This window comes from Acidisoma sp. (genome assembly GCF_965199065.1).
In the GTDB taxonomy this organism is placed as follows: Bacteria; Pseudomonadota; Alphaproteobacteria; order Acetobacterales; family Acetobacteraceae; genus Acidisoma.
Genome location: NZ_CBDAQN010000001.1, coordinates 291,488 through 317,796, shown reverse-complemented (window position 1 = coordinate 317,796; position 26,309 = coordinate 291,488). Strand labels below are relative to the sequence as shown.

The window sequence follows — 26,309 nt, the reverse complement described above, 5'->3', positions numbered from 1 at the left end:
GCGCGTTGAGAAGAGCCTGGCGTTCTGATCATCCGCCTGTTGGGACTTCGGCATCCGGCGCAGAATTCTGGAGGGTGACCGCGCTGATACTGGCGGTGACCCTCATCGGCACCGCCTGGCCGCTGCTCCTGCGCGTCACGGCCAATGTGCAGTTCGACTACGATGAAGGGTGGAACGCCTACCGGGACCGAAGCGCCGCATATCTGATCGCTCTGTACAGCGCTCCGCCGAAGTTCGAGATCACCAACTATCCGCCGCTGTCGTTCCATCTGATCGGGTTGTTGAGCTGGCTGACAGGTAGCGTCACGACGACCGGCCGGATCATCTCCCTCGTCTCCCTGGCCGTCGTTTGCTGGGTCATCCGGCTGGTAACGAGGCTGTTCACCACGACAGGCTATGCCGGCGCCTGCGCGGCGCTGCTCTTTGTCTTGCTGCTCGAAGTCTGGATGCCGAACCGCATCGGGGTCAACGATCCCCAACTGCTGGGGATGGCCTTCGAGGTCACCGCGTTTTACGTTTTGATAAAGCATCCAAGATCGGCCCGCAGCGGATGCCTGTCCGCGGCTCTGTTCGTGATCGCGCTCTTCACGAAGCAGAATCTTGTCGCTCTACCGATTGGAGCAGGGTTGAGCTTGCTCATCGGCCGTGCATGGCGACCGCTGTTTTATTGGGCGACCGCTGGACTGGTGTCGGTCGCCGTGTTGCTCCTGGCGACTCACGTCATCGACGGGCCGTACTTTCTGTCCGATCTCATGCGCGGGCGCGCCTACCGCGTCGCTGACGCAGTGTCGCAAGGCGGTCTGTATCTTCTGGTCTTTCTGCCCTACGTCGGGATTGCGGCTGTCTGGGCGTTTCGCAACCGGGCCTCGGTCGAGCGCCGGCCTCTGATACTGGCATGGCTGGCCGCGCACGGTCTGGGCCTTGTACTCTCGGGAGGAGATGGCACCGGAGGCAATATGTTCTTCGAGGCCATGGTCCTGAACTGCGTCATCGTCGTCATTGCCTACGAAGATTATTTTCAACGGACGCCCGCCTTACCGGCGAGACGATCCGTTGCCTTGCTGCTGCTTCTGGTGCTGCTGCCGGCTTGCCTGCTGCCCAGAAAAATCTCCGTGGGCCTGAGCGAGTGGCGCAATCTCCCTCAGATGCAGGATGACTTTGCCAGAGGCGTTAAGCTTCTCAGAAGCTCGTCCTCTCCCGTTGTCTGCGAAAACCTGCTCATGTGTGAGCGTGCAGGAAAGGCATCGGCCTTCGATCCCTATTTCGTCCGTGACCAGATCAGGCTGGGCAGGATCAAAGAGAGTGACATCGTCGAGCTGGTCAAGGACAGGCGGCTCGGTATGGTCGAAATCGGCGACTACGACAGGCCGGAACCGCCGACGCGGACGCATGCACGCTACACGATGCTGTTCCTGCAGACCCTTCTGGCAAACTACACGATCTCTCTCCGCACCCCGGAGTTCACGATATGGGTGCCCAAGGCGGCAGCCGGCTAAGCTACAGAGAACAGGCAGCGGCTTCTTGTCGAGAAAAGGAACCACCGCTTCCTTAGCCGATGCGAACAATCCCGCCCATGTATGGACCCAGCGCCTCCGGCACGATGATCGAGCCATCAGCCTGCTGACAGGTCTCCATCACCGCGATCAGCGCGCGGCCGACCGCGAGACCCGAGCCGTTGAGCGTATGGACGAACCCCAGCGTCTTGCCGTCGGCCGCGCGGAACCGCGCGTTCATCCGCCTCGCCTGGAAGTCCCGCATGTTGGAGCAGGAACTGATCTCCCGCCACGCGCCCTGCCCCGGCAACCAGACCTCCAGATCGAAGGTCTTCGCCGCACCGAACCCTGTGTCCCCCGAGCAAAGAAGCATCCGGCGGTACGGCAGCCCCAGCCGCTCCAGCACCGTCTCGGCACAGCGGGTCATGCGCTCATGCTCGTCGGCGCTTGCATCCGGGTGGGTGATGGAGACCATCTCCACCTTGCGGAACTGGTGCTGACGCAACATGCCGCGCGTATCGCGCCCGGCGGACCCCGCCTCGCTGCGGAAACAATCCGTCAGCGCCGTCATCCGCCAGGGAAGGCGCGCCACCGGCGTGATCTCGCCGGCCGCCATGTTGGTGAGCGGCACCTCCGCCGTCGGAATGAGCCAGCGCCCGTCCGTGGTGCGGAACAGGTCCTCGGCGAACTTCGGCAGTTGCGACGTGCCGTAGGCGGTGGCGTCGTTCACCAGCGACGGCACCACCATCTCCTCGTAGCCGTGCTCCGTCGTGTGGAGGTCGATCATGAACTGACCGAGCGCCCGCTCCAGCCGCGCGAGCGGCCCACGCAACACGGTGAAGCGCGATCCGGCGAGCTTGGCGGCGCTGGCGAAATCCATCAGCCCGAGCGCCTCGCCCAACTCGAAATGCTGGCGCGGCGCGAAATCGAAGGCAGGTGGCTCGCCCCAGGTTTTCAGGACCACGTTGGCGCTCTCCTCGCGCCCCTCCGGCACGTCGGCCGCGAGTATGTTGGGCAGCGCCTCGAGCACGCCCTTGATCTGCGCGTCGACCTCATCGGCCTGCGATTGCAGTAGATCCATCTCGATGCGGAGGGTGACGGCCTGAGCCTCCAGCGCCTCGGTCACGTTGCCCTCGCGCTTTGCCCGACCGATCTCGCGGGACAACTCGTTCCGCTTCGCCTGCTTTTCCTGGAGCAGCCCGAGGTTTGCGCGGCGGCTGGCGTCGAGCGCCAGGATCGCCTCGCTCTGGGCGCCGAGCCCGCGCCGCGACATCGCCGCGTCAAAGCCAGCGGGATCGAGACGGATGGCGCGGATGTCATGCATGGCTGGAGGTTCTCGGTCAGTCGGAGGGAACGGTTATACGTCCTCATCCAGCTTTGGTTCCACAAGACGAACCGAGAAGATCGATATCTCGTAAAGCAGGATCAGCGGCACGGCGAGACCGGTCTGGGTGAGCACATCCGGCGGCGTCAGGATCGCGGCGATCACGAAGCAGCCGACATAGGCGTAGCGCCGGAATTTCTTCAGCGTCTTGGAGCGGATGATGCCGACCTTGCCCATCAGCGTGAGCGCCACCGGCAGCTCGAAGGCAACGCCGAAAGCGAAGACCAGCTTCATGACGAGGCCGAGGTAATCGGACACGCGCGCCATCAGCTCGATCTGCATGCCGTCCGCCGCCGGATGGGCGGAGGGCGTCTGGAAGCTCAGGAAGAAGCGAAAGGCGATGGGGAAGATGAAGTAGTAGGCGAGCGCGGCGCCCGCGAGGAACAGTATGGGCGTGGCGGCGATAAAGGGCAGCAGCGCCTTCTTCTCGCTGCGGTAGAGGCCCGGAGCGATGAACAGCCAGAGCTGGGTCGAGATGAGCGGAAAAGAAACGAAGAAGGCCGCGTAGACCGAGACCTTGATGTAGGTGAAGAACGCTTCGTACAGCTGGGTGTAGATGAGGCGTGGCGTCTGCCCGCGGCTTTTGAGCACCTCCACCAGCGGATGGGCGATGAAGGAGTAAATCTGGAAGGAGAAGTGGTAGCAGATCAGGAAGGCGATGATGAAGCCAACGCCTGACCATAGGAGCCGGCGACGCAGCTCGGACAGATGGTCCAGCAGGGGCATCGGCTTGTCGTCGATGATGTCGTTGTCGTCGCGGGCCACGAACGGCTGCCTCGGATGTTCAGGTGAGTGCCGTTACCGGCGGATACCGGGCGGGATGAAGGCCGGGCGCTGTTCCGTCAAGCTGATACCGGGCGGAACGAAGGCAGGGCGCTGCGGCTCACCTGCCATGGCAGGTTCCAGATCCTCCGGCCGGGCGATGGTGTATTCCGGGAACTGACCCACGGCGACGCTCTCCACCGGCTCGGAGGCGGGGCTCGATGGCCGCCCGGCGGCGATGGGCGTTGTCGTCGACAGCGGGTCGCTGAACGCGGACTTGATGGTGTTGTCCGGGTCGATCATCCGGCCGATCTGATGGCGGACGTTGAGGCCGCCGCGGAGTTCCGCGATGCCGTCCCGAACCTCCTGAAGGTTGGCCTCCTTCACCAGCTCGTCCATCTGGCCCTGGAAGTCGCCCGCCATGCGGCGCGCCTTCTTGAGCATGGTGGTGATCGAGCGGATCGCCACCGGCATATCCTTCGGGCCGATGAAGATCAAAGCGGCCGCCGCGATGACGGCGATATGCGGCCAGGACAGAAAATCGAACATGCTTGCCGGTTGCTCCCCCGACGGGACTGCTAGCAGGAAGTCCGGGGTTGGGAAACCTCAGGCGCCTTGGTCCGCTCCAGGCTCTTCGGTCTGAGGCTCCCTGACGAGTGTTTCCTCGGCGTGGGCTTCCTCGGCGGGGGCTTCCTCGGCCACGTCGGCCTGGGGAGCCGCCGCCATCAGCGCGGTGTCGTTCATGAGGTCCTCGCGGCGGGGGAGATCCTTGAGCGACTTGAGCCCGAATTTCGCGAGGAACGCCGGCGTCGTCGCCCAGAGCGTCGGCCGGCCGGGCCCGTCCTTGCGGCCGCAGGGGGCGATCAGCTCCGCCTCAAGCAACGCGTCGATGGTGTTCTGGGAGAGTGCGGTGCCGCGCACCTCCTCGATCTCGCCGCGCGTGACAGGCTGCTTGTAGGCAATGATGGCGAGCGTCTCCATCGCGACGCGAGGCAGGCGGCGCGGCACCTCGATGATACGGGTCAGGCGTGGGGCCAGATCGGCCGCGGTGCGGAACTGAAAGCCGCCCGCGACCTCCACCAGTTCCACCCCTCGGCCGGCGTAGAGGTCGCGCAGGCCGGCAAGAACCTCCTCCGCCTCGTCCTCTTCGGGCAGGAGGCCAGTCAGAGCCCGCAGCGTCACCGGTGCCGCGGAAGCGAAGATGAGCGCCTCGGCGAGGCGAAGACTGTCGTCGGATACCGTCATCGGAAGGTCACGCCCATGGAGTCGGTCCATGCTCCTGACACGAAGCGGTAGGTGAATCCCCGGATCACGGCAAGCACCCGCGTGGCTGGCTGAGGCTGGCGCCCTCTTGTGATCGCATTCCCCCACGGGTAAGCCCCGCGCGGTGCTGCGCGCGTGGAAGGTTCGGTCTTTATGTTCTCTCGGCTTCTCGGAATGATGTCCGCCGACATGGCGATCGACCTCGGGACGGCAAACACCCTCGTTTATGTCAAAGGCCGCGGCATCGTGCTGAACGAGCCCTCCGTCGTCGCCATCGCCGATGTGCGCGGCAAGAAGCAGGTGCTGGCCGTGGGTGAAGAGGCCAAGAGCATGCTCGGCCGCACGCCCGGAAACATCCAGGCCATCCGCCCGATGCGGGACGGCGTCATTGCCGATTTCGAGGTCGCCGAGGAGATGATCAAGCACTTCATCCGCAAGGTGCACCATCGCCGCGGCTTCGCGAGCCCGCTCATCATCGTCTGCGTGCCCTCGGGCTCGACGGCCGTCGAGCGGCGGGCGATCCAGGAAAGCGCCGAGAGCGCCGGCGCCCGCAAGGTGCTGCTCATCGAGGAACCGATGGCCGCCGCGATCGGCGCCGGCCTGCCGGTGACCGAGCCCTCGGGCAGCATGGTGGTGGATATCGGTGGAGGCACCACCGAGGTCGCCGTGATCTCGCTCGGCGGCATCGTCTATGCCCGCAGCGTCCGCACGGGCGGCGACAAGCTGGACGAGGCGATCATCAGCTACATCCGCCGCAACCATAACCTGCTCATCGGCGAGAGCACCGCCGAGCGGATCAAGATGGATATCGGCGCCGCGATGACGGACGCGCCGGGCATCGACGGCCCCTACCGCGAGGTCAAGGGCCGCGACCTCATGCACGGCGTGCCGCGCGAGGTCATGGTGAGCCAGCGGCAGATCGCCGAGAGCCTCGCCGAACCGGTCAGCGCGATCGTCGAGGCGGTGAAGGTGGCGCTGGAAAATACGCCGCCTGAACTTTCCGCCGACATCGTCGACAAGGGCATCGTGCTGACCGGCGGCGGCGCGCTGCTGCACCGGCTCGATCAGGTGCTGCGGGACGAGACGGGGCTTCCGGTCGTGGTCGCCGAGGAGCCGCTGCAATGCGTGGCGCTCGGCACCGGCCGCGCGCTGGAGGAGATGAAGCGCCTGCAGAACGTGCTGACGACGATGTATTAAGCCGCCGGGCGCTGCCGCTGAGAGACGACGGTCATGCTGAAACTCACCTGCCTCTGCGGTCAGGTCCGCATCGACGTGGCAAAGCGACCGGACTTCATCAACGAGTGCAATTGCACGCTCTGCCGCAAGTCCGGCGCCCGCTGGTCCTATTTCCACCCCGCCGATGTCAGCATCGAGGGCGCGACCGAAGACTATAGCCGGGAAGACAAAGATGATCCGGCCGCGGAAATCCACTTCTGCGGCCGATGCGGTGCGACGACGCATTTCACTCTGACGGCAAGCGCCATCTCGAAATTCGGCAACGTCCAGACCGGCGTCAATATGTCGCTGGCGGATGAAGGCGACCTCGCCGGCATCGAACTCCGCTATCCGGACGGACGCGCCTGGTCGGGCGGACCCGGCTTCGGCTATGTGCGGGAGCCCCGGGTCATCGGCCAGAAAGCGGCTTCGGAATGAGACCTCCGAGATTGCCGCCGAGGCAATGGCCAGATCGAGCGCTCCCCGTCATGGCTGCGGGGCAGCCGAGATACCTCGGGCACATTTAATATTCGATTATCGGCGCGCCCGCGCGTATAGCCCCCATCTTCCAAAGGTTGGCGATCGGAGATGCGGGCAAGGTGATACGGCTGTCTGTTCCCGTCCGCCAAGCGCTGGAAAAACTGTCCCTTCCAGTCCTGATCGCCGCCGCGTTCGGATTGATGCTGATCGGGAAGGCCGATGCGGTTCTGGCCGTCGAAGTACGCGTCGCCCTGACCGACATCCTCTCGCCGATCTACGCCAGCATGGCTCAGCCGCTGGCGGATGTGCGCGGCTTCGGCGGCGACATCGCCGAGCTCTGGAACATGCGGGCAGAGAACGTCCGGCTGCGGGCGGAGAACGAAAACCTCCGTCGCTGGCAAGCCGCCGCCTTGGCGCTGCAGGCGGAAAATCAGGAGTTCAAGGCAGAGCTGAACTGGATGCCGCCGGCGGCTCCGGTCTTCACCACTGCCCCGGTGGTTGCGGACTCAGGCGGCGTCTATGCCCGCTCCGTCCTGCTGGCGGTGACCCCGCCGCACCATATCGTCAAGGGCGAAATCGCCCTCGATAACCGAGGTGTGGTCGGCCGCGTCACCGAGGTCGGCACCCGCAGCGCCCGCGTGCTGCTCATCACCGACATCAACAGCCGCATTCCCGTGGTGTTGGAAACCAGCGGCGGGCACGCGATCATGGAAGGCACCAACGGCGCCTTCCCGGTTCTGACGTATTGGCCGGAAGGGGAAGCCCCGGTCGAAGGCGAGCGCGTGGTGACGAGCGCCGCGGCGGGCGCCTTTCCGACCGGCTTGCCGCTCGGGACGGTCCACTACAACGCCGATCATGTGGCCCAGGTCTATCCGGAAGCGGACCTCGACCACCTCGCCATGGTCCGGTTGTTCGACTACGGCGACACCACGGTCGTGGCACCCGAAGCGCCGCTTGGCCGGCAGCACAATCTGGGCCGGTGACGCGTGGACAAGTTGCCCGGCATCCGGCCGCGGAGCAGCTGGGGCCAAAGACTGGACAGGGCCGCGCGCCTCGGCTTCCCCGCCGGCACCACGATCATCGGCATGATCCTGCTCACGGCCCCGTTCGGCCTTCCGGGGCAGGCACAGCTGATGCCAGCCTTCACACTGGCGGCGATCTTCTTCTGGACGCTCTTCCGTCCAAGCTCCGTGCCGCCCCCGCTGGTCTTCCTCATCGGCCTCCTTGCCGATCTGCTGGGCGAAATGCCGATCGGCAGCTTCGTGCTCGTGTTGCTGCTGACGCAGCTGCTGGTGCTCCGCAGCCGACGGTTCCTCCCTCAGAAGGGCTTTCTGTTCGTCTGGGTGGTGTTCGTGGCCGTCGCCGGCGTGGCGTCGACCCTGCAATATGCGTTCGCTTGCCTGATGAACTGGGCGATTTATCCGCCGATCGCCGCGATCTTTCAGTTCCTGCTCGCAACGGGGCTCTACCCCGTACTCGCGACCGGCTTCACCCGCGCGCACCGCTCGGTCGCCGCGCCCGAGCGGGTGTGATGGAGCTTGCGAAAGATACACGCCCCGGCGGCCCCCCGGCTGCTATGACCTGCCCATGAAGAAGGAAGTCATGCGCAGCGGGGTCTTTACCCGCCGTGCCCTGCTCGTGGCCGGTGGAGAGATCACGGTCTTCGGGCTGCTGGGCGCTCGCCTGTACAAGATGCAGGTGGTCGACGGCGCCAAATACATGGCGATGGCGCGGGGCAATTCCGTCAGCGTGCGCCTGCTGCCGGCCTCGCGCGGCCGCATCTTCGACCGGTTCGGCGTGGCCGTCGCCACCAACAAGCAGAACTGGCGCGCCCTCCTGATGGTCGAGCAGACCAATGACACCGGCTCGGTGCTCGACGCGTTCTCGAAGCTCGTGCCGCTGTCCGACAGCGAGCGCGCCCGCATCCTGCGCGAGCTGCGCACCCATCAGCGCTACGTGCCGGTGCTGCTGCAGGATTTCCTGACCTGGGACCAGATGGCGCTGATCGAGGTCAACGCGCCCGCGCTGCCCGGCGTGCTGATCGACGTGGGCTCGACGCGCATTTACCCGGCGAGCGATCTGCTGGCCCATGTCGTCGGCTATGTCGGGCCGCCGCACGAGGACGACATCAAGGCGGACCCGACGCTCGCCATGCCCGGGTCGCGGGTCGGCCGCAGCGGGGCCGAGGGTTACGACGATCTTGAGCTGCGGGGCCATGCGGGGGCCCAGCAGCTGGAGGTCAATGCGGTCGGGCGGGTGATCCGGGAACTCGATCGGCAGGAGGGTACGCCGGGGATCGACCTCGGCCTCAGCGTCGACAGCGCGCTGCAGCAGGCGACGGCAGACCGCCTGCAAGGTCTGAGCGCCAGCGCCGTTGTCATGGACCCGCGCAACGGCGAGGTGCTGGCGATGGTCAGCCAGCCGAGCTTCGACCCCAGCCTGTTCGACGCCGGGGTGAGCAACACGCAGTGGCAGAGCTGGATGAACGATCCACGCAAGCCTCTCGTGAACAAGGCGGCGGCGGGGCTCTATCCGCCGGGTTCGACCTTCAAGACCGTCACGGCCATGGCGGGGCTCAGCTCCGGGGCCATCGGCCCTTACGATATCATCTTCTGTCCGGGCCATCTCGATCTCGGCAATGCCCGCTTCTACTGCTGGCGGCGCGGTGGCCATGGCCCACTGGATGTGCGTGGCGGCCTGAAGAACAGCTGCGACGTATTTTTCTACAACGTGGCGCTTCGCACCGGCATCGGGCCGCTCGCCGCGATGGCCAACCGCTTCGGCATCGGCGTCGACACCGGCATGGATATCACCAACGTCGCGACCGGGTTCATGCCGACGAGAGCCTGGCGCGAGCGCGCGGGCAAGCGCTGGGAGCTGGGCGACACCGTCATCAGCGGCATCGGTCAGGGCTTCATTCTGGCGACGCCCTTGTCGCTGGCCACGCTCTGCTCCCGTGTCGCTACCGGGGTGGCCGTCGGGCCACACGTCGCCCGCCATCGCGACGCCGTTCTCCAAAACGGTGCGGTAGCCGCCGACTGGCCGGAGATGAGCCTCTCGCCACATTATCTGTCGCTCGTCCGCGAGGGCATGTGGGACGTCGTGAACGCGCCTGGAGGCACCGCGCCGGCCGCCCGTCTCAACCTCCCGGGGGTGCAGATGGCGGGCAAGACAGGCAGCGCCCAGGTCATCCGCATCGGGCGGGCTGCGCGCGAACGCGGCTTCAACTCCATGAACCTGCCGTGGGCTCTGCGGCCGCACGCCCTCTTCATGGGCTTCGCGCCCTTCGACGCGCCGCGCTATGCGGTGGCGGTGGTGGTGGAGCACGGCAACGCCGGCGCCGACGTGGCCGGCCCGATCGCGCGCGACATCATGACGAGTGCGCTGACGCTCGACCCGGCGGGGCGGGACGCGCCGCTGACGCCGGTCGTGACACCGCCGCCGATCCATAGCTCATGAGGTATCGGGCGTGAGGTACCGGGCATGATGGAGCGCCGGCTGTGGCGGGAGGGCTCGCTCGGCATCGCGGGCAAGGTCTGGCAGACGAACTGGTTCTATCTGCTGCTGATCTGCTGCCTCGCCGCCGTCGGCTACGTCGCCCTCTATACGGCGGCGGGCGGCTCGCCCCAGCCCTACGCCCAAAAGCAACTCGTCCGCTTCTTCATCGGGCTGGTGCTGATGATCGCGCTCGCCATGACCGACATCCGCATCATCGCCAAATGGTCGTGGTGGCTCTACGCGCTCGGCATCGTGCTGCTGCTCATCGTGGCCCGGTACGGCCATGTCGGCAAAGGGGCCCAACGATGGATCGCCATCGGCGGCTTCCAGCTGCAGCCCAGCGAACTCATGAAGATTTTCCTGGCGCTGGCCCTCGCCCACTGGTTCCACCGGGCGAGCTACGAGCGCGTTGGCAAGGTGCTGTTCCTGGTGCCGCCCACGCTCGCGGTGCTGCTGCCGGTGGCGCTGATCCTCAAGGAACCGAACCTCGGGACGGCGGTCATCACCGGCACCATCGGCGCGTCGATCTTCCTCGCCGCCGGGGTGCGCTGGTGGAAGTTCGTCCTCATCATAGGCGCGCTCGGCGCGGCGCTGCCGATCGCCTACAACCATCTGCACGACTACCAGCGCCAACGCATCATCACCTTCATGCATCCGGAACGCGATCCGCTCGGCACCGGCTACAACATCATCCAGTCGAAGATCGCGCTCGGGTCGGGCGGCATGCTGGGGCGCGGCTTCCTCAACGGCAGCCAGGGCAACCTCGACTTCCTGCCCGAGAAGCAGACGGACTTCATCTTCGACCTCATCGCCGAGCAGTTCGGGCTCGTCGGCAGCCTGTCCGTGCTGTTCCTGCTGCTGCTGATCGTGCTGGGCGGCATGCTCATAGCACTCCGATGCCGTCACCAGTTCGGGCGGCTGGTGGCGCTCGGCATCAGCGTCGACCTGTTCCTCTACGTGTTCGTCAACATCGCCATGGTGATGGGCGCGATCCCGGTGGGCGGCGTGCCGTTGCCGCTGATCTCCTATGGCGGGTCCGTGCTGATCACGGCGATGCTCGCCTTCGGCATCCTGATGTCCGTGCACGTGCATCGGGACGTGGAGTTCCCCGAGGCCAATAGCTGGCCGCCCGGCAAGTGACGCTCAGTCGCCGCGCCGGTATCGCTCCAGCCACGCCTGCTTGAGGGCGCTCTCCTGCCGGCGGATGCCGATCGCCGCCGCATCCCCGATGAAGCGCTCGAAACCGAGCCAGGCGCCGATCTCCGCCAGATGCCGCTCGGGCGACCGCACCACCGCCTCGTAGGCGAGGTGCTTGGGCGCCAGGCCGTTGGTGGCGAAAAAGCGGTAAAATGCCTGGTTGTCGAAAGTGACGATCGCGCGCTGCTTGTCGATCTCGGCCCGCGAGTAGATGAGCTGGTCGTCCGGCATGACCGGGACGTGCTGGGAGGTCCACGCGCTGTTCTGCATGGCGACGAGGCGCGAGACCGCCTGCGCCGCGATGTCCTGCCGCTCGATGAGGAGAAAGCTGGTCCGCCCGATGATGGCGTCGAGGATGCCGGCCTCGGTCAGCATCAACAGCTGCTCGATGCCGAGCTTGGCGGTGAGCCAGCCGCTCATGGTCAGCCGCCGGCCCAGGAAGTTGACGTAGTCGTGCAGGGACCGCAGCCCCTCGCGCAGGGCGTGCTCCTCCACCGCCGGCGCGTTGAACACCTCCTCCGCCACGTTCAGAATGCCGGTGGAGGCGATCAGCCGGGCAAGATAATTCGATCCGCAGCGGTTGGTGAAACAGACGAACAGGAACTTGAGCGACGGGTCGATGACGCTGCGCGGCGGCTCAAGTCCGAACAGCCGACCGACAGGGTCCCGGTGATGGCGGTCCAGGCCGGCCAGCGCGGGCGGAACGATCAGCCGGGGCGCGTCGAGAGCCATGGGCGATTATTCAGGGTTCCACAGGCTTCAGCAAGAAGGTCGCGAGCGATGAAATCAACCGTGTGGCTGGACCGCACCGGCGGCAGGCTGGCCGACCAGTTCCGTTTCCTGATGGAGGCGGACCGCCTCAAGACGGTCATTCGCGGCAACCGCATCGCCGACGGGTCGCGCCGGGAAAATACCGCCGAACACTCCTGGCACCTTGCCCTCTTCGCGATGGTGCTGTCCGAGCATGCGGTGGGGCCGGTGGATGTATGGCGCGTCGTGCAGATGCTCCTGCTGCACGATCTGGTCGAGATCGAAGCCGGAGACACGCCGCTCTATGACGCGGCGGCGGCCGTGGGTCAGGCCGAGCGGGAGCAGGCCGCCGCCGACATCCTGTTCGGGCTGCTGCCGCCGGACCAGGGGCCGGCGATGCGTGCCATCTGGGACGAGTTCGAGGCCGCCGAAACGCCGGATGCCCGCTTCGCCAAGGCCTGCGACCGGCTGCAGCCGATCCTGCTCAACCACGTCGTCGGCGGTGGCACCTGGACGGACTACGATTTCGACGAGGGTCGCGAGCGGGCCCTGACGAGCCGGATCGCGCACGGCTCGCCGGTTTTATGGGCCGCCGCCGAGACGGTTTTCGCCGATGCGGTGGCGAATGGATGGCTGAAGCCGGCGCCTACAGCCGCCGGTACATGACGAGCGCGTCGACAAAACCAAGAGTTGGATGGGCGAAGGCCTCGGGCACGCGGCAGAGCGTCTCGAAGCCCAGGCTCGTCCACAGGTGCACGGCGGGCGTGTTGCTGCTGATGACGAAGTTGAACTGCATCGCCCGGAAACCAAGCGCCCGGGCCTGCGCGAGGCTGTGCTCGCCCATGGCGCGGGCGACGCCCCGGCCACGGGCGCTGACGGCGGTCGCATAGCCGGCATTGGCGACGTGCGCGCCGCCGCCGAGCTTGTTCGGCTTGAGGTAGAAGGCGCCGAGCGCGACACCCTCCGCCTCGGCCAGGAAGACGTTGTTTTCCCCGCCAAACCAATACTCGAGCGCCTCCGCGCGCGACCAGTCGCGGGGGAGGGCGTAAGCCTCGCCTTGCGCGATGATCGGCGCGATGATCGACCAGACCGTGTCGTGATCGCCCTCGTCCGCCGGCCTGATCTGCATCCGCGCGGCTACTCCGCCGCCAGACGCTGCGCGACGGCGTCCAACGCCTGCCCCAGATCCTCGATCAAATCCGCCGGATCCTCCAGCCCGACCGAGAGCCGGACCACGCCGTCTCCGATCCCGAGGCGCGCCCGCTCCTCGGCACCGACACGCATGTGCGTGGTCGTCGCCGGATGCGTGATGAGGGATTTCGAATCGCCGAGGTTGTTCGAGATCGCGATCAGCCCGAGGCGATTGAGGAAGCGGAACGCAGCCTCCTTGCTGCCAAGGTCGAAGGTCACCAGCGTGCCGCCAGCCGACATCTGGCGCATCGCGAGATCGCGCTGCGGGTGGCTGGCGAGCGTCGGATACCAGACACGCACCACCTCGGCGCGACTCTCTAGAAACTGTGCGACCTGTTCGGCGTTTCGGCAGGAGGCGTCGACGCGCAGGCTCAGCGTCTCAAGCCCCTTGAGCAGCAGCCAGGCATTGAAGGGCGACATGGCCGGGCCGGTGTTGCGGGTGAAGGGCTGCAACACCTCCTCGACCCATTTCTTACGGCCGAGGACGGCGCCGCCGAGGACCCTGCCCTGCCCGTCGATATGCTTGGTGCAGGAATAGACCACGACATCGGCGCCGAGCTTGAACGGGTGCTGCAGCAGCGGGGTCGCGAAGACGTTGTCGACGACGACGATGGCGCCGGAGGCATGGGCGAGATCGGCCACCGCCTGCAGATCGACGATCTCCAGCATCGGGTTCGACGGGCTTTCGACGAGCACGAGCTGCGTCGGGGTAGCAAGCGCCTGCTCCCACTGGCCGAGATCGGCGCCTTCGACGAACACGGTCTCGATGCCGTAGCGGGGCAAAAGCGTCGAGACGATCCAGTGACAGGAGCCGAAGAGCGCGCGGGCGGCCACGACCCGGTCGCCTGCCTTCAGGTGGGAGAGCATCGTGGAGGAGACCGCCGCCATGCCGGTGGCGGTAGCGCGGCAGGCCTCCGCACCCTCCAGCAAAGCCAGCCGGTTCTCCAGCATCTGGACGGTCGGGTTGCCGAAGCGGGAGTACTGGAAGTGCTGGACCTCGCCGAGGAAGGTCTGCTCGGCCTGTTCGGCGCTGTCATAGACGAAGCCGGAGGAGAGGAAGAGCGCCTCGCTGGTTTCGCCAAACTCGCTCCGCATGGTGCCGCCATGGACGAGCAGACTGGCGGGGCGGAGGGATCTCGGGGTGTCGGTCATGGCAAAGGGCCTCTCATGGAGAAACCCGGCCGTGGATGCAGTGGAGGCTCGCACGTCTCCACTGGCCTCTTTAGCGCGTTTCTTTCACCTCGCCGCAATCCGGCCGGACAAATCACGAGGGGCACGCCGTGCCATGACCCTGCATAGGACTGCGTGCCCGCCGCCGTCAACCGCCCGGGCCCGGAGCGGGAGGGCGCTTCTCAAACGCCGCGGATGGCGATATGAGGGAGGAAGAGCACGCCACCCATGGGCGGGTATGGTGTAATGGTAGCTCGTCAGCTTCCCAAGCTGAATGCGCGGGTTCGATTCCCGCTACCCGCTCCAGTTTCTCTAACCGGGTGACCTGTCGATCGTGCTCAGCACCAGAGCAGGCGTCAGCAGTTGCGGTAGCGTCACCGGCGGCCCGCCCCCCGCCGGGTAGAAGACATAGAGCGGCACGCCGTCCCTCCTGTTGTCCCTGAGGTAGGTGGTGATGTCCGGGTCCCCCCGCGTCCAGTCGCCGACGAGGTAGGTCACGCCCGCGCGCTTGAAGCCCGCCTGTACCGCAGCCTGATCCAGCGCCACGCGCTCGTTCAACAGGCAGGTCACGCACCAGGCCGCCGTGAGATCGACAAAGGCCGGCTTGCCCGCGGCCCTGAGATCGGCCAGCCGCGCAGTCGTGAATGGCTCGCCGCCATTGGCGACCTTCTGCGCCGTATCGGGCCGGGCGCTGTGCGCGCCCCAGAGCACGGGGATCAAGGCGATGACGGCAAGCAGCGCGACGATCGGCGCGACCCGGCCCCCGAGACGCCCGAGCCATGCGGCGAAGGCGATCAGCAGAAGGCCGGAGCCCGCGGCCAGCAGCAGATCGGAGCCCCCCTCCCGGCTGGCGACCCAGACCAGCCACAGCACGCTGGCATAGACGGGAAAGGCGAGCGCCTGGTGGAGGATGTCCATCCATGCTCCGGGCCGGGGGACGATCCGCGCCAGGTTGGGGATGAGGCTGATGACCACCAGCGGCAGCGCGAGGCCGAGCCCGAGGGCCAGGAAGATCATGATGCCGGGGATCGGCGGCCCAGCCAGAGCGGCCGCCACGGCGGCGCCCATGAAGGGCGCGGTGCACGGGGTGGCGACCACCGCCGCCAAAACCCCTGTGAAGAAGCTGCCGGCCACGCCGCCGCGCGCTGCAAGGCTTTGCCCGGCACCGGCCCAGCGGCCCCCGATCACCAGCACGCCGGAGAAGCTCAGCCCCACGGCGAAGAGCAGCCAGATCATCGCCAGCACGAATAGCGGGGACTGGAACTGGAAGCCCCAGCCGGCGAGCCGGCCGCCCTCGCGCAGAGCGAGCAACACGCCGCCGAGCGCCAGGAAGCTCAGCAGCACGCCGGCGCCGTAAGCGAGCCCGCTGCGCCGTGCGGAACCCGCTTTGCCACCAGAGAGCCGAACGAGATGCGCCGCCTTCATGGCCAGCACCGGAAAGACGCACGGCATCAGGTTGAGGATGAGGCCGCCTAGAAAGGCGCCACCCAGAAGGGCCAGAAACCCGGACGATGTCACGATCGCGATCACGATGCTGAGCCGCGAACCGACAGGACCCAGCGGCGGCGGGACGCCGGGCCGTGCGGAGATTATCGCCGCGGCCTCGTCTCCATCGGCCATCGTCAAAGCGAGCAGCCCGGTAAGCGGCTGGGCTTGGCTGAAGTCAGAACCCGGCTTCAGCCCGAGCACCACCCGGCCGTGACGAACCTTCAGCGGCTGATCGAAATCCTGATTGATCACGCCCGGCTGAAGCGGAAAGAAATAGGCGGTCGCGAGGTCGGAGGAGCGCGATACACCCGTGTCGTCGACGCTGAGGGTGCCATCGGGCTCGACCCAGGCCTGCCAACGAGCCGCAGTCGGCATGCGGCGATCGACCGCCGCGAACAGCGTCGCCTGCGGACTGGGAACGGGTTTGTCCGCAACGGGCAGCGCCAGTCTGAAGTTGGCGGAGCCGGGCACGCAGATATCCTTGCAGACGAGCCAGGTGGCAGTCGCCGTGACGGTATAGGTCGAGGCCGTCAGCAGCGTCTTTGGCGGGGTAACGGTCAGCGGCAGCAGCACCGGCGCCGTCTTGCGGGAGTAACCGTAGCTCGTGATCGACCCGTCGATCATGACCTTCGGGATCGGCCATTGAAGCGCGCCCGCCCTTCCGCCCTGAGGAAGCGCTACGTCGAGCGTCGGCGCCGCCCCGGCATCGCCGGGATTGGTCCAGTAGATGTGCCAGCCGTTACCCAAACCGAACAGCAAGCCGATGCGGAAGGGCTGGCCGGGGGCGACACGATCCACGTCCGACAGCAGGCTCACATCGACGTTCAGCGTCGAGGCGACCAAGCTCTGCGCCGCCTGCGCCTGAGGACACAGGCCTTGCCGGCCCAAGAAGCCGGCCGCGACGAGCGCAAGGAGGGCCAGGACTGCCCGCAGCGATTTCCTGGGAGCGCCGGGATATGTCATGGCAGGCACCCTACTTCCTTAAGGAGGCTCGTTCCATCCCGACCGACGGCAACATGGAGATACCGGTCATCGTTGTGCCGCAGGAGAGCCCGATGGGGCAGCTTCCGGTAGCCGAAGCACTGCCCCGGCTTCTCGCGGCGATGGAGGACCACCCCAACGCCGTGCTGGTCGCGCCGCCCGGCGCCGGCAAAACCACCCTGGTGCCGCTCGCGCTGTGGCGCGACGCCAGCTGGGCGAAGGGCCGCATCGTCATGCTCGAGCCGCGGCGCCTCGCGGCCCGTGCCGCTGCGACCCGCATGGCGAGCCTCATCGGCGAGACGGTCGGCGAAACCGTCGGTTTCCGAACCCGCATCGACAGCGCCGTCTCGGCACGGACACGAATCGAGGTCGTCACGACCGGGCTGCTCGTGCGCCGGCTGCTGGCCGACCCGGGGTTGGAGGGCGTTTCCGCCGTCATCCTCGACGAAATCCATGAGCGCTCGCTGGAGGCCGACCTCGCGCTCGCCTTCTGCCTGGACGCGCAGAAGCTGCTGCGGCCGGACTTGCGGCTGCTGGCGATGTCCGCGACGCTCGACGGCGCGCGGCTCTCCGCGCTGATGGGCGCGCCGAATCCCGCGCCGGTGATCGAGAGCGCGGGCCGGATTTACCCGGTAGAGGTGCGCCACCAGCCGCGCGACCTCGGCCATATCCGCGACCTGCCCGACGCGATGGCCCGCGCGATCCGCGCCGCGTTGGCCGAGACGCCGGGCGACGTGCTCGCCTTCCTGCCGGGCATGGGCGAGATCCGCCGGGTGGAGGCGGCGCTGGCGGGCGTCGACGCGCTCGTGCTGCCGCTGCATGGCGACCTGCCGCCGGCGGCACAGGATTTGGCGCTGCGCCCGGCCGAGCGGCGGCGCGTGGTGCTGGCGACCTCCATCGCCGAAACCTCGCTGACCGTTCCGGGCGTCAGGATTGTCGTGGACGGCGGCTACCGCCGCACGCCGCGCCTCGACCCCAGCACCGGGCTGACGAGGCTGACGACGGAGCGCATCAGCCGGGCCGCGGCCGACCAGCGCGCCGGCCGCGCCGGACGCGAGGCGCCGGGGCTCGCCATCCGGCTGTGGACGACGGCCACGCACCGCGGCTTGCGGCCCTTCGACCGGCCGGAGATCCTCGAGGCGGAACTCTCCGGGCTGGTGCTGGATTGCGCCGCCTGGGGCACGGCGCCCACTGACCTGCCCTTCCCCGACCCTCCCCCGGCAGGCGCGCTCGCGGCTGGGCGAACTCTGCTGGGCGAGCTGGAGGCGCTGGGCGACGACGGCGCGATTACGGAGTTCGGTCAGCAGATGAGCAGGCTTGGCGCCCATCCCCGGCTTGCAGCCATGATGCTGGCGGCGAGGACGCCCTCCGAAGCCGCACTCGCCTGCGATCTGGCGGCGCTATTGGAGGAGCGCGACCCGCTGCGCGCGGGGCCCGAGGCGCCCGCGGATATTACGCTGCGGCTCGAGGCGCTGGCTGATGCGGGCTCGGCGCAGGCGGATCGCGGCGCGGTGCATCGCATCCGGCAGGCGGCGCGGCAGTATCGCGGCCGACTGGGGTTGCGTGGCGAGATCAGGCCAAGTGGCGATCCGGCGCCGCTGATCGCCGCCGCTTTCCCGGACCGGTTGGCGCAGGGACGCGGCGAGCCGGGCAGTTTCCGGCTTTCCGGCGGCGGCGGCGCCAAGCTGCCGGCGAACGACCCGCTGGCCCGCGCCTCGCTGCTGGCGGTGGCCGCGCTCGAGATGAAGACATCGGCCCGCATCCGCATGGCGGCGGTGCTCGACCCCACATCGCTGCCGCCGGGCCTCGCGCGGCGGGTGACCGAGACGGTGGAGACGACACTGGACCCGGTGACGGGCAGCATCCACGCGCGCCGCCGGCGCCGGCTTGGCGCGCTGGTGCTGGAGGACCGGTCGGGGCCACCCGACGCCGCCGAGGCCGCAGCCGCGTTGCTGGACGCGGTGACGCGCGACCCGAGCCGCCTGCCCTGGACCGAGGCTGCTCGCAGCGTTCAGGCGCGGCTGGTGCTGATGCATGGGCTCGAGCCCGACCTATGGCCGGCGAGCGACGACGCGGCCGTGCTGGCGACACTGACGGAGTGGCTGGAGCCGCATCTGCATGGGCTGACGCGGCTTGGCGATCTTGCCCGGCTCGACCTCAGCGCGCTGCTACTGGACCGGCTGGAGTGGAGCCTGCGGTCTCGCCTGGACCGCGAGTTGCCCACGCATCTGGCCTTGCCGGGAGGGCGTGCGCCGGTGGATTATGCTCAGCCGGTGCCGATTGCTTCGGCACGGGCTCAATACTTCTACGGATTGGCGGAGACGCCGAGGCTGGCGGGAGGGCGCATAGCATTACGCCTTTCGCTGCTGTCGCCGGCCGGGCGGCCGATCGCTATCACGGCGGATATTGGCGGGTTTTGGCGTGGCGCATGGGCGGACGCGCGGCGGGACATGCGCGGCCGGTACCCGAAGCACAACTGGCCCGAGGACCCGCTCGTCGCCGATGGGCGTTAACAGAAGGCAGGAGGATGGGTTGCGCTATCCGGCGATGAAGCGAGCAATGTTGACAGCTGCTCTGTTCGCGGGCTTCGCGTGCAGCGCGTCGGCCGCAACCCCTTGGCCGCTCGGCGTCTTCCCCGACGAACCCAACGACCCCGGCAGTCAGGCCAATCTGCAGGACTTCGACACGTTGATGGGCGCCCACGCAACGATCTTGAACGACTTCATCGACTATACGCAGGTGCCATCCGATTGGCGGGGCAACAGCAGCTACTCGGCATCGCAGTTCCAGCACACCGAAGGGTGGACGAACACCCCCAGCAACCCGATCATACCGTTGATTGCGCTGCCGATGGGATCGACCAACCCGGGTGCGCCCACCACAGCCCACCTCCTGAGGAATTATGCCGATGGCGCCTACGACGGCATGCTCCAGGGCATGGTGCAGGATTGGAAGAACGACGGCTATCCGACGCAGTACTGGCGTCCTGGCGTCGAAATGAACCTGACGTCGACGCCCGGCTTCGTCGGTGGCGATGCGGCCCTGCAGAGACTATGGATCACGGCGTTCCGTCACATCTACAAGACCATGCATGCGGCGGCGGCGGCTGACGGCGTCAATCTCAAGATCATCTGGAACCCCGGCCTCGTGAACGGCACTCCGGCCGGAAACGCAACCAAAACACTGTGGCCGGGCAAGCAGTACGTGGATATCATCGGCGGCGATATCTACGGCGAGGTTACTCCGGACTCCCTCTACGACTGGGCTGCCAACGGGCAGGCCTATAACGCGACCCATGCGATCTACGACCGCAGCGTGACGCAGTTCTCGTCGAACCCCATCAACCTTTGCCACTTCTACTCCAACCCGGCCGCGACGGCTGCGATCGCCGACAGCAGTGGCGGCGTGGCCCTCAGCCTGCCCGGGCTGATCGCGTTTGCCGAGGAACAGAACCTGCCGGTTGCCGTGCCTGAAACGGGCGCCGGCGGCGATGGCGCGGAAATCAACGCGGGCCTTTCGGACAATCCATACTTTCCGGCGTGGGAAGCCAGCGTCCTCAAGACATCCAAGGTGCCGGTCGCGTTCGTCTCCATCTGGGACGACAACGGCGGCGGATCCTATGCCTTCACTCCGGTTGGCTCCGCTGGCAAGCCGAAAGAGGCCGCCGCATGGGCCGCGAACTTCGGTAACGATGCCCGGGGCGGATCATTACCCGGTTGCCAACCGGGGCCCTAGCGCCGTTCTGCGGCCAATGGTGGTTCGCAGCAGGCGAGCGACCGGACGCTCGAAATACCGGTAGCTCAGCAAGGCGCCGATGAGGCTGGATACGACGATGACGACTGCCATCTGAGGCGTCGGCAGATGAAGGAACTTGTGGAAGAACGCCACGGCAAATCCATGCAGAAGGTAGAGCGAGTAGGACGCGTCGCCGATTGCTTCAAGAGGTTTCATGCGGGGCCAGTAGCCTGCCCGCTCAACAAAGAGAGCACCCGCGACAACCAGGATCGCGGGCACCCCGAAGATCATCAGCCTTGAGAACCCTTCGACATCGCTATGCTGGGCGAAGCCCGCGTGAACGAAGAGGGCGATGCCCGCTGCTAGCAAGGCGAGGCCGAGCCAGAGCCCCTTGATGAGCTGGAATTGGGCCAGAGCCAATCCGGCCGCAAATTCGAGCAGTAAGGCGTTGGTGTAGGTGTGGACCAGCGGACTTTCCGACGGCAGCAGCGCCCCCGCGAGGACCAGAACAACCATGACGGGTATGGTGAAGGAGATAGCGCGTCGGAAACACAATCCGACCGCGAAGATGACATAGAAGAAAAGTTCGTAATTGAGCGACCACCCAGGAACTATCAGCGGCCAGATGTGGCCGGTCTGGTCGTAATACGGGACGAACAGCAACGATTTCGTCAGGGTTTGGACGTCGAACGTGAAAGTCTTGAACGCTCCGGGAATGAATGACAACACGCAGATCGCGAGCGTGACCGCCCAATAGAGCGGAACGATCCGGATAAGGCGATTAGTGACGAAGACCGCCGGCCGTTCATTGACGCCGATGGTGCCCATGATGAAGCCGGAAATGACGAAGAATATGTCGACGCCGCTGTACCCGATGCCGAAGACACTGGAGTGGAACAGCACGACGGAAACGGCGGCGAGCGCCCGCAGAACCTGGATGGAATTGAAGCGGCCAGTTCTGATCCCGGCTGACCGGCTATCGATCACATTGTCCATTGAGCTTGCTCTCGGTGTTGAGCTTGCGCCGGCGTGGGGAACGTGTTGTTCGGATCAAGCTAGACGGTGCAGCGTAACCTAAACCATAGACTACAACACATGAAATGATTTAGCTTGTGTTCCTGTCGAGCGAAACTCCATCGCCGCTCACACTGGGTCTTCTTCCGAAGCGTCCGCAACAACATTCCGTAACGGAATATCGCTTGCACCATCATCTTTTCGGACTACGCGCACAGTCATAAAATGCGCGTCAGCTCCTATTCGCTGAGCAAAGTTTGAGAGAGAGGTTTGAATGCGCAGCCTTATTTCGTCCGGCTCCCGCTTCGAGGCCGATATCGGCTACTCGCGCGCCGTGGTGGACGGGGACTGGATCTTCGTCTCCGGCACGACCGGCTTCGACTATGCCACGATGGCCATATCGGAGGATGTGGCGGAGCAGGCGGAGCAAACCCTCACGAATATCGCCGCCGCGCTGGCCGAAGCCGGCAGTTCCTTCGCCGACGTCTTACGCGTGCGTTATATCCTGCCCAGGGCAGAGGATTTCCCGGCCTGCTGGCCGGCGCTGCAACGCGCGTTCGGAAACGTGCGGCCGGCCGCGACCATGATCGCAGCCGGGCTCGCCGATCCGCGCATGAAGATCGAGATCGAAGTTACCGCGCGGCGGCTAGCCCGCGCCGAGTAGCTCGACCGTCCTCGGATCTTCCCCGCCGCCGAAGTAGCGATCGAGCGCCGTGCGGAAGACCGGCTCATCCGGCGCCGCCCGCGCGAACAGCGTCATCGACGAACGGAACTTCATGTCGTCAGGGCTGCCGAAGATCGCATGGACCGAGCGACCTTCGACGGCATTGACCAGCCCCGTGCACTCGACGAGATGAGGCCCGAGAACGGAATGCGCGAGATAAGCCCGCGCCTCATCGAGCGACGAGATGGCGTAGCGCTGCGCCATCGGGCTGTGTCCCAGCCCCGCAAGCTGCGGAAACACGAACCACATCCAATGGCTGCGCTTGTCGCCCGCCCGCAACTCCCGCATCACCTGCGTGATCACCGGCGCCTGCGCCGCCTCGAACCGACCAAGATTAAAGCCGTCCGCCATCTGTCACTCCGCGATCCTGTCCAGAACAGCCACCGCCTCATCCGGCAGAACCAGATCGGCCGCGGCCAGATTCTCCTCCAGATGCCCCAACGAGGACGTGCCGGGAATGAGAAGGATATTGGGTGCGCGCTGCAACAACCAAGCCAGTGCCACCTGCATCGGCGTCGCACCCAGCCCGGCTGCGACCTCCGACAGCGCGGTCGACTGCAAGGGCGTGAAGCCGCCCAGCGGGAAGAACGGGACATAGGGGGTGCCGCTCGCGGCAAGCTCGTCGATCAGCGCCTCGTCGGCCCGGTGCGCGAGATTGTAGGCGTTCTGCACGCAGACGATCTCGGTGATGCGGCGTCCGTCCGCGACCTGCTTCGAGGTCACGTTGCTCAATCCGATGTGCCGGATCAGGCCCTGATGCTGCAACTCGGCGAGAACGGTCAGCGGCGCCTCCAGCGAACCTTCCTTCGGACCGTGGACATCCAGCATGCTGCGCAGGTTGACGACCTCCAACACGTCGAGACCGAGGTTGCGAAGATTGTCGTGCACCGCCGCCGTCAGTTCCTCGGGCGACATCGCCGGCAGCCATGAGCCGTCCGCCCCGCGCCGCGCCGAAACCTTCGTGACGATGACCAGATCGTCCGGATAGGGATGCAGCGCCTCCCGGATGATCTGGTTTGTGACATGCGGCCCGTAGAAGTCGCTGGTGTCGATGTGGTCGACGCCGCTCGCGACCGCTTCCCGCAGCACGGCGAGCGCGGCCTCGCGGTCCTTCGGCGGACCGAACACGCCCGGCCCGGCCAACTGCATGGCGCCGTAGCCAAGGCGGTTCACGCGGCGGTCGCTGAGTGTGAAGGTGCCGGCTTTGCTGATGTCGCTCATCATGCGTCTCCTGTTGATGGACGCATTTGTAATCGCAGCCGGACCGTATGATAATCCGGATAGGTCGGCACAGGTTGTGCGGGGTGTCGAACAATGACGGCCGAGCTCAGTGACCTGACGGCCTTCGTGGCCGTAGCCCGAGCCGGCGGCTTCCGGGACGCCGCGCGCCTCACCAACGGCAGTGCCTCAGGCCTAAGCGAGGCCGTCCGCAGGCTCGAAGCGCGGCTTGGCGTCAGGCTGCTCAACCGCACGACCCGCAGCGTGGCGCCCACGGAAGCCGGCGCGCGCCTGCTCGAACGGCTCGGTCCGGCGCTCGGCGAGGTCGAGGCGGCGCTCGACGTGGTGAACGGCTTCCGTGACCGGCCGGCGGGCACGCTGCGGCTGAACGTGCCGGTGAGCGCGGCGAGGCTCCTCCTGCCGCGCATCGTGCCGCCTTTCCTGGCAGCCTACCCCGATATCATTCTGGAGGTCGTGGCCGAGGATAGCTTCGTCGACATCCTGGCGGCGGGCTGCGATGCCGGCATCCGCTACGACGAGCGGCTGGAGCAGGACATGATCGCCGTCCCGATCGGGCCGCGGATGCAACGGTTCGCCACAGCCGCCGCGCCCGCCTATCTCGACCGGCGTGGGCGGCCCGATCATCCGCGCGACCTCCTCGGCCACGCCTGCCTGCGCGGGCGGTTCTCCAGCGGGGCGATGCTCGTCTGGGAATACGAGCGCGATGGCGAGGTGGTGAAAGTGGAGCCGGGCGGCCCGCTGATCGTCAGCGTGGGCTCGGCCACCGAACTCGTGGTCGATGCGGCGGTCGCCGGCAGCGGCATCATCGAGTTGTTTGAGGACTGGCTGCGCCCCTATCTCGACAGCGGCGCGCTGGAGCCGGTGCTCGAGCCCTGGTGGCCGAGTTTCTCAGGGCCGTTCCTCTATTACCCGGGCCGCCGCTACCTGCCCGCGCCGCTGCGCGCCTTCATCGACTTCGTCAGTCGTAGGTGACCGTCTCGACCGTTCCGTCGGGCTTGCCGATGATGGCAGACCGCGCGATGTCGATGAACAACCCGTTCTCGACGACGCCCGCAATGCGGTCCAGCGCAATCGCCAGCGGCTCCGGGTGCGTGATCTCGCCGAGCGCGCAGTCCAGGATGTAGTGGCCGCCATCCGTGACGAATGGCGAGGCCTCGCCGCCGCGCAGCGTCATCGCCGGCTCCAGGAAGCCGCTTTCGACAAAGAGGCCGCGGATCTGCCGCTCGGTGGAGCGCCAGCCGAAGCGCACCACCTCCACCGGCAATGGAAACTTGCCCAGATGCGCGACGGGCTTGCTCTCGTCGATGACGGCCACGAAGCGCTGCCCGGCAGTCGCGACGATCTTCTCCCACAGCAGATTGCCGCCGCCGCCCTTGATCATCTGGCCCTGCGGATCGATCTCGTCGGCGCCGTCCAGCACAAGGTCCAGCTCGCTCACGTCGTTGAGGTCGGCGACGGAGATGCCGAGTTCGACTGCCAGTGCCCGTGTCGATTCCGATGTCGGGACGCCGGTGATCCTGAGCCCCTGCCCGACCCGTAGCCCGAGGCTGCGCACGAAGCGCCGCAGCGTCGTGCCGGAACCGAGGCCCACCAGCATCCCGTCCTCGACGATGGCCGCCGCCGCGTCCGCCGCCGCCTGCTTGGCCCGATCCTGCGGAAGCATGGCCTGCGGGCTGAGATCGCCGCTCATGGCTTTATTGTCCTCTCGTGAGTTCGCCGACGCGGATGACCAGCTTGCCGAAGTTATGGCCGCGCAGCAGGTCGATGAACGCTCCGGGCGCATTCTCCAGCCCATCCACGACATGCTCCCGGTAGGCCAAGGTTCCATCGGCGACCCAGGGCGCCGCCAGCTCCCGCCATTCAGCGAAGCGCTCGGGCTTGTCCGTGACGATGAGACCCTCGATCTTCAACCGCTTGCGGACGACCGACATGAGGTTCGGGCCGGGACGCGGCTTGGTGTCGTTATACTCGGCGACCATGCCGCACATGATGACGCGCCCGAAGGTGTTGAGGCGCGGAAACACCGCCTGCTGGAGATCGCCGCCGACGTTCTCGAAATAGATGTCGATGCCGTCGGGGCAGGCATCCTGCAGCGCGGCATCGAGGTCCATGACCGCGCGGTGGTCGATGCAGTCGTCGAAGCCGAGCGACTCCTGCACGAACATGCATTTGTCGGAATTGCCGGCGACGCCGACGACCCGCGCCCCCGCCCGCTTCGCCAACTGTCCGGCGACCGATCCGACCGCGCCGGAGGCCGCCGAAATCACCACCGTCTCACCGGCCTTCGGCTGGCCGATGTCCTTCATCGCCGAGTAGGCGGTCGTGCCCGGCATGCCCAGCACGCCGAGATAGGCCGAATAGGGCGCGCCCTTGGGCAGCGGCACCAGCCGGTCAGCGGGCGTCACGATGTGGCTCTGCCAGCCGAAGGCGCCGAGCACGACCTCGCCGGGGCTGAAACGAGGGTCCCGGGATTCGATGACCTCGCCGACCGTTTCTCCCATCATCGGCGCGCCGATCTCCGTCGGCGGGACATAGGAGGCGCGGTCGCTCATCCTGCCGCGCATGTATGGGTCGAGTGACAGCCAGAGCGTCCGGGTCAGCACCTCCCCTTCGGCGGGCTGCGGGACGGGCTCCGTCTCCAGGGAGAAGTTGTCGATCGTCGGCGGCCCCTTCGGGCGGCTGCGGAGGATGACCGAGCGGCGGTTGTCGGACATGGCTGTATTCC

General features: G+C 66.8%; 25 protein-coding genes, 1 tRNA gene and 1 riboswitch. Of the genes, 13 read left to right on the top strand and 13 right to left on the bottom strand.

Translation table 11 applies throughout. The annotated features are described in order from the left end of the window. Positions 1-74 precede the first annotated feature (74 nt). The gene (locus tag ACOEQ1_RS01535; protein WP_419757471.1) at positions 75-1,496 is read left to right on the top strand and encodes an ArnT family glycosyltransferase; all 1,422 of its coding nucleotides are present in this window, start codon (positions 75-77) and stop codon (positions 1,494-1,496) included. Between the two features lie 52 nt (positions 1,497-1,548). On the opposite strand, the gene serS is transcribed toward ACOEQ1_RS01535, so the two are convergent. The 4 genes from serS to scpB all read right to left on the bottom strand — a co-directional run bounded on the left by serS (position 1,549) and on the right by scpB (position 4,914). Further along, on the bottom strand, positions 1,549-2,817 hold the full coding sequence (serS, locus tag ACOEQ1_RS01530; RefSeq protein WP_419757470.1) for a serine--tRNA ligase: 1,269 nt from the start codon (positions 2,815-2,817) through the stop codon (positions 1,549-1,551). Positions 2,818-2,850: 33 nt separating this feature from the next. After that, the gene (gene tatC, locus ACOEQ1_RS01525) at positions 2,851-3,603 is read right to left on the bottom strand and encodes a twin-arginine translocase subunit TatC (RefSeq protein ID WP_419758612.1); all 753 of its coding nucleotides are present in this window, start codon (positions 3,601-3,603) and stop codon (positions 2,851-2,853) included. Between the two features lie 72 nt (positions 3,604-3,675). Beyond that, positions 3,676-4,188, bottom strand: coding sequence for a twin-arginine translocase subunit TatB (locus tag ACOEQ1_RS01520; RefSeq protein ID WP_419757469.1), 513 nt, complete (start codon positions 4,186-4,188; stop codon positions 3,676-3,678). A gap of 57 nt (positions 4,189-4,245) precedes the next feature. Further along, positions 4,246-4,914 carry an SMC-Scp complex subunit ScpB gene (gene scpB, locus ACOEQ1_RS01515; protein WP_419757468.1) on the bottom strand — a complete coding sequence of 223 codons (669 nt, stop codon included), beginning with the start codon at positions 4,912-4,914 and terminating at the stop codon, positions 4,246-4,248. 141 nt (positions 4,915-5,055) lie between these two features. On the opposite strand from scpB, the gene ACOEQ1_RS01510 reads away from it, so the two are divergent. From ACOEQ1_RS01510 to rodA, 6 genes are all read left to right on the top strand, one after another. Further along, entirely contained in the window at positions 5,056-6,099 is a 1,044-nt protein-coding gene (locus tag ACOEQ1_RS01510; protein ID WP_419757467.1) for a rod shape-determining protein, read from the top strand. A gap of 33 nt (positions 6,100-6,132) precedes the next feature. Next, positions 6,133-6,555 (top strand): GFA family protein, encoded by a 423-nt coding sequence (locus ACOEQ1_RS01505; RefSeq protein WP_419757466.1) that lies wholly within the window; start codon positions 6,133-6,135, stop codon positions 6,553-6,555. Positions 6,556-6,716: 161 nt separating this feature from the next. Next, positions 6,717-7,580, top strand: coding sequence for a rod shape-determining protein MreC (gene mreC / locus ACOEQ1_RS01500; RefSeq protein ID WP_419757465.1), 864 nt, complete (start codon positions 6,717-6,719; stop codon positions 7,578-7,580). A 3-nt stretch (positions 7,581-7,583) separates the two neighbouring features. Beyond that, positions 7,584-8,129, top strand: coding sequence for a rod shape-determining protein MreD (locus tag ACOEQ1_RS01495; RefSeq protein ID WP_419757464.1), 546 nt, complete (start codon positions 7,584-7,586; stop codon positions 8,127-8,129). A gap of 55 nt (positions 8,130-8,184) precedes the next feature. Next, a complete protein-coding gene (gene mrdA / locus ACOEQ1_RS01490) occupies positions 8,185-10,056 on the top strand; it encodes a penicillin-binding protein 2 (protein WP_419757463.1) in 1,872 nt (623 codons plus the stop codon). A gap of 24 nt (positions 10,057-10,080) precedes the next feature. Then, positions 10,081-11,235, top strand: coding sequence for a rod shape-determining protein RodA (gene rodA / locus ACOEQ1_RS01485; RefSeq protein ID WP_419757462.1), 1,155 nt, complete (start codon positions 10,081-10,083; stop codon positions 11,233-11,235). A gap of 3 nt (positions 11,236-11,238) precedes the next feature. On the opposite strand, the gene ACOEQ1_RS01480 is transcribed toward rodA, so the two are convergent. Continuing rightward, positions 11,239-12,024 (bottom strand): Stf0 family sulfotransferase, encoded by a 786-nt coding sequence (locus tag ACOEQ1_RS01480; RefSeq protein WP_419757461.1) that lies wholly within the window; start codon positions 12,022-12,024, stop codon positions 11,239-11,241. Positions 12,025-12,072: 48 nt separating this feature from the next. Between ACOEQ1_RS01480 and ACOEQ1_RS01475 the strand changes: the two genes are divergently transcribed. After that, entirely contained in the window at positions 12,073-12,708 is a 636-nt protein-coding gene (locus ACOEQ1_RS01475; protein ID WP_419757460.1) for an HD domain-containing protein, read from the top strand. Here ACOEQ1_RS01475 and ACOEQ1_RS01470 read toward each other — a convergent pair. Both ACOEQ1_RS01470 and metZ read right to left on the bottom strand, forming a co-directional pair. Next, positions 12,689-13,171, bottom strand: a complete 483-nt coding sequence (locus ACOEQ1_RS01470; protein ID WP_419757459.1) for an N-acetyltransferase family protein — start codon at positions 13,169-13,171, stop codon at positions 12,689-12,691. The two genes, ACOEQ1_RS01475 and ACOEQ1_RS01470, sit on opposite strands and share 20 nt — an antisense overlap. Before the next feature lie 8 nt (positions 13,172-13,179). After that, a complete protein-coding gene (gene metZ, locus ACOEQ1_RS01465; RefSeq protein WP_419757458.1) occupies positions 13,180-14,385 on the bottom strand; it encodes an O-succinylhomoserine sulfhydrylase in 1,206 nt (401 codons plus the stop codon). A 49-nt stretch (positions 14,386-14,434) separates the two neighbouring features. Continuing rightward, positions 14,435-14,514, bottom strand: a riboswitch (SAM riboswitch). A gap of 121 nt (positions 14,515-14,635) precedes the next feature. Between metZ and ACOEQ1_RS01460 the strand changes: the two genes are divergently transcribed. Next, positions 14,636-14,709, top strand: a tRNA-Gly gene (locus ACOEQ1_RS01460). Between the two features lie 6 nt (positions 14,710-14,715). On the opposite strand, the gene ACOEQ1_RS01455 is transcribed toward ACOEQ1_RS01460, so the two are convergent. After that, on the bottom strand, positions 14,716-16,854 hold the full coding sequence (locus ACOEQ1_RS01455; protein ID WP_419758611.1) for a protein-disulfide reductase DsbD family protein: 2,139 nt from the start codon (positions 16,852-16,854) through the stop codon (positions 14,716-14,718). Between the two features lie 92 nt (positions 16,855-16,946). Between ACOEQ1_RS01455 and hrpB the strand changes: the two genes are divergently transcribed. Then, positions 16,947-19,385: an ATP-dependent helicase HrpB gene (gene hrpB, locus ACOEQ1_RS01450; RefSeq protein WP_419758610.1), complete on the top strand. Its 2,439-nt coding sequence runs from the start codon at positions 16,947-16,949 to the stop codon at positions 19,383-19,385. 19 nt (positions 19,386-19,404) lie between these two features. After that, the gene (locus ACOEQ1_RS01445; RefSeq protein WP_419757457.1) at positions 19,405-20,607 is read left to right on the top strand and encodes a hypothetical protein; all 1,203 of its coding nucleotides are present in this window, start codon (positions 19,405-19,407) and stop codon (positions 20,605-20,607) included. Here ACOEQ1_RS01445 and ACOEQ1_RS01440 read toward each other — a convergent pair. Next, positions 20,581-21,603, bottom strand: a complete 1,023-nt coding sequence (locus ACOEQ1_RS01440; protein ID WP_419757456.1) for an acyltransferase family protein — start codon at positions 21,601-21,603, stop codon at positions 20,581-20,583. The two genes, ACOEQ1_RS01445 and ACOEQ1_RS01440, sit on opposite strands and share 27 nt — an antisense overlap. A gap of 292 nt (positions 21,604-21,895) precedes the next feature. Here ACOEQ1_RS01440 and ACOEQ1_RS01435 point away from each other — a divergent pair, with 292 nt between their 5' ends. Beyond that, a complete protein-coding gene (locus ACOEQ1_RS01435; RefSeq protein WP_419757455.1) occupies positions 21,896-22,285 on the top strand; it encodes a RidA family protein in 390 nt (129 codons plus the stop codon). Here the strand turns inward: ACOEQ1_RS01435 and ACOEQ1_RS01430 are convergent. Both ACOEQ1_RS01430 and ACOEQ1_RS01425 read right to left on the bottom strand, forming a co-directional pair. Then, the gene (locus tag ACOEQ1_RS01430) at positions 22,268-22,696 is read right to left on the bottom strand and encodes a DUF1810 domain-containing protein (protein ID WP_419757454.1); all 429 of its coding nucleotides are present in this window, start codon (positions 22,694-22,696) and stop codon (positions 22,268-22,270) included. The two genes, ACOEQ1_RS01435 and ACOEQ1_RS01430, sit on opposite strands and share 18 nt — an antisense overlap. A 3-nt stretch (positions 22,697-22,699) precedes the next feature. Then, positions 22,700-23,566: an aldo/keto reductase family oxidoreductase gene (locus ACOEQ1_RS01425; RefSeq protein WP_419757453.1), complete on the bottom strand. Its 867-nt coding sequence runs from the start codon at positions 23,564-23,566 to the stop codon at positions 22,700-22,702. Between the two features lie 93 nt (positions 23,567-23,659). Between ACOEQ1_RS01425 and ACOEQ1_RS01420 the strand changes: the two genes are divergently transcribed. Further along, on the top strand, positions 23,660-24,556 hold the full coding sequence (locus ACOEQ1_RS01420) for a LysR substrate-binding domain-containing protein (protein ID WP_419757452.1): 897 nt from the start codon (positions 23,660-23,662) through the stop codon (positions 24,554-24,556). Here the strand turns inward: ACOEQ1_RS01420 and rpiA are convergent. Together rpiA and ACOEQ1_RS01410 are read right to left on the bottom strand one after the other, a co-directional pair. After that, complete coding sequence (gene rpiA, locus ACOEQ1_RS01415) at positions 24,543-25,274, bottom strand: ribose-5-phosphate isomerase RpiA (protein ID WP_419757451.1); 732 nt, start codon at positions 25,272-25,274, stop codon at positions 24,543-24,545. The genes ACOEQ1_RS01420 and rpiA overlap by 14 nt on opposite strands. Before the next feature lie 4 nt (positions 25,275-25,278). Continuing rightward, a complete protein-coding gene (locus tag ACOEQ1_RS01410) occupies positions 25,279-26,298 on the bottom strand; it encodes an NADP-dependent oxidoreductase (RefSeq protein WP_419757450.1) in 1,020 nt (339 codons plus the stop codon). Between the last annotated feature and the right edge of the window lie 11 nt (positions 26,299-26,309).